The sequence below is a fragment of the Alkalihalobacterium sp. APHAB7 genome (genome assembly GCF_048323755.1).
In the GTDB taxonomy this organism is placed as follows: domain Bacteria; phylum Bacillota; class Bacilli; order Bacillales; family Bacillaceae_F; genus Alkalihalobacterium.
The window spans coordinates 1-1,834 of sequence record NZ_JBLWFS010000060.1 but is presented as its reverse complement, the minus strand read 5'-3'; the positions used below and the strand labels follow the sequence as shown (position 1 = coordinate 1,834).

Genomic DNA, 1,834 nt, shown 5'->3' with positions numbered 1-1,834 from the left:
CAACTAAGCAATAATGTAGCGGATGAAATATGTGGAGACTCCCTCAGAAAAAGTTAATCTGACGGGGGCTTCTTTCGTTTTTAACCCTACTGAAAAAATTTTTGATGACAGTCCTCCGTAATCCATATACACAAATCGGAAGCTTAAGAAGAAAATGGCTGTTATGATTACGCGTTGCGTTGGCAGTCTGTCAATCACTACCAATTCAAATGGTATTTGCACGAGTGATCTCTGCTGCTTCAGGGGACGTACCCTCCCATATCTCTTGGCATCAAGTGCCCACATTCCTTCGTTGGGTCTTTCCTGACGCAGAGCTCGGCTTTTACTTCTGCATGGACTCACCTAACTTAGGCCGTCTTAAGTCTCCGCTTGCCGAGTCTCTGTGCATATGTTGTTAAAAACGAAGAAAGCTTAACACTTAAGCTGCTCTACTCTCTGTAATATAGGAGAGGTCCGCTAACATCCTTTCAGGATTGAAGTTTGCTTGATTCCTACTCAGTCCGTGAAACACTTGAATGAGCTTTCTGCATAATACCACCATCGCTTCTTTCTTCTTCAATGGATTATACTGGCGCGAGTGATAATAAGTATAGACGCTGTTAAATGCCGCGTTATTATGAATCAACGGGAGAATGGCTTTGTATAGAAGCGCCCTTAATCTTCTCCTGCCACGCTTAGAAATCCTTTTGGTTCCTTGATGGTTCCCTGAGCTATTCTCTCTTAATGTTAACCCCGCTAGTTTAATAATTTGGCGTGGGTGATCGTAGTTCTGAAGAGAACCCGTCTCGGCTAACAGCTCACTGACCGTGTTTTCACTAATTCCTTTAACAGAAACAAGGTATTCAAACTCGGGTAAGTTTCTCGCTTGTTCAACCATTTGAGTGGTTACTTCTTCGAGTTGAGAATCTAATAACTCTAATTGATGAACCAAGTTTTGGATTTCTAATCGGGCCACTTGTGCTCCTTCCGTCAGTCCAATCGAATGACGGGCCAGAGCAATAAGCTTCTCCATTTTGGGTTTACCCGCGTACTTAGCCCCAGCCTCTTTCTGTTTGATGACTAACTCCTCCGCAGAGGCTTCTTTGATATCTTCTGGAAGGGGAGTAAGCTTTAGAACCGTCAGTTCTTGTTTTCCAAAATTCTTAAAGACTTGTCGAAATTCCGGAAAATAAAGGGCAATCCAACGCTGTATTCTATTTTTTACTGCCCCAATGTCTTTTCGTAGATGTTCCTGAACGGCTGATCCTTGACGCAAAGAATGATCTACCGGGGTCATGTCTCTTGGTACACTAAAGTAGCCGTTTGGAAGTAATTTCGCAATGACTCGGGCATCTTTGGCATCATTTTTTGTTTGAAGGTTATCATCCATTTCCTTCGAATTTTTTACGTGTAGTGGGTTCACTAAGACGAATGGTAAGCCAATTGCTTTTAAGAAATGAGCTAGGTTCATCCAGTAATGACCAGTTGCCTCAAAACCAATCAGAACATCTGTCTTTTGATGTTGGTTCATTAACATGTGAATGTACTCTTCAAACTGGATAAAGCCTTCTCTAGATTGATGAATCCTCCACACTTTAGCCAATTCTCGACCGCGGCTATCAATCGCGCAGGCATAGTGGTTCTCCTTTGCGATATCAATTCCAATGACAAGAGTGCTTTCTTGAACTTGATTAATTCGTTTCGTTCGATTATCCTTCATGTGAGGATCCTCCTTTTTTAATGTTTGTTTTGAGACACAAGCATCATATCGGAGGATCCTTTTCTTTTCAATAGGTTAAAACTCATCTGACAGGAATGCTTCTGCAGGGACTAGAGCAGGAGTGAGATCCCGCAG

The 1,834-nt window shown here is 42.4% G+C and carries 1 protein-coding gene; it reads right to left on the bottom strand.

Annotation, left to right across the window (positions count from 1 at the left end; genetic code table 11):
* Positions 1-418: 418 nt before the first annotated feature.
* Positions 419-1,699 carry an IS110 family transposase gene (locus ACNSTQ_RS22960; RefSeq protein ID WP_418202045.1) on the bottom strand — a complete coding sequence of 427 codons (1,281 nt, stop codon included), beginning with the start codon at positions 1,697-1,699 and terminating at the stop codon, positions 419-421.
* Positions 1,700-1,834 lie beyond the last annotated feature (135 nt).

Bases quoted from the DNA above. Each gene is read 5' to 3' on its own strand.
- ACNSTQ_RS22960 (WP_418202045.1), bottom strand. From the start codon at position 1,699: ATGAAGGATAATCGAACGAAACGAATTAATCAAGTTCAAGAAAGCACT.